Here is a 1,043-nt window from a genome sequence, read left to right on the forward strand (position 1 = left end):
CCACGCATAGCCGGCCGCGACGATGTTCGCCGCCAGCGTATCGCCCAGGAATTCTTCCGCCAGGCTTTGCGCATCGAAGGTCTCGACCTGCTCCTCGCCAGCGACGAAGCGCATCTTCTCCAGCAGCAGGTCCACATGCAGATCCGCATCCGGGTTGCGCAGCGACTCGGCCACCGGAATCTCGTGGATGTTGGCCAGCACGCGCGTGCGCCCATGCCGCACGGTCTGCAGCGCATCTGCCGACGCGCCTACGACCACGTCGCAGGCCAGGATCGCATCGGCTTGTTGCGTGTCGATGCGCACCTGATGCAGCCGCTCGCGTGAATCGGCCAGCCGCACGAAGCTCAGCACCGAGCCGCCCTTCTGCGCGAAGCCCATGAAGTCGAGCACGCTCGCGGCCTTGGCTTCCAGGTGCGCGGCCATCGCGATCACCGCGCCGACCGTCACCACGCCGGTGCCGCCCACGCCGGTCACTAGCAGATCGTAGGGGCCGGTCCACGCATGCTCCGCCGGATGCGGCAATGCGGCCACCCGATGCAGGAAGGCATCGCGCCCGGCCGCCAGCGCGCCGCTCTTGCGGCGCAGCTTGCCGCCCGTCACGCCCACGAAGCTGGGGCAGAAGCCCTTGGCGCAGGAGTAATCCTTGTTGCAGCTGGTCTGGTCGATCTTGCGCTTGCGGCCCATCGGCGTTTCGTGCGGCAGCACGGCCACGCAGTTGCTCTGCACGGTGCAGTCGCCGCAGCCTTCGCACACGGCCTCATTGATGAACAGACGCTTGGGCGGGTCGGCCAGCTCGCCCTTCTTTCGGCGGCGGCGCTTCTCAGCCGCGCAGGTCTGTTCGTAGATGAGCACCGTCACGCCCGGCATCTCGCGCAAGCGGCGTTGCACGTCGTCGAGCGCGGCTCGGTCGTGGAACTCGGTGCCTTTCGGAAAGCGGTCCTTGATGTCGTCGTACTTGCCGATTTCATCGCTGACGACGACAACCTGCCGCACTCCTTCCGATTCGACCTGCCGCGCAATGGCATCCACGCTGATGACGCCAT

General features: G+C 66.9%; 1 protein-coding gene. It reads right to left on the bottom strand.

The genetic code is table 11. The annotated features are described in order from the left end of the window. On the bottom strand, positions 1-1,043 hold a 1,043-nt coding region (locus ACSFA3_RS25885), incomplete at both ends, for a 2-oxoacid:acceptor oxidoreductase family protein (protein WP_435508171.1).

Origin of the sequence: Variovorax glucosi (assembly GCF_051216695.1) — a bacterium.
In the GTDB taxonomy this organism is placed as follows: domain Bacteria; phylum Pseudomonadota; class Gammaproteobacteria; order Burkholderiales; family Burkholderiaceae_C; genus Variovorax.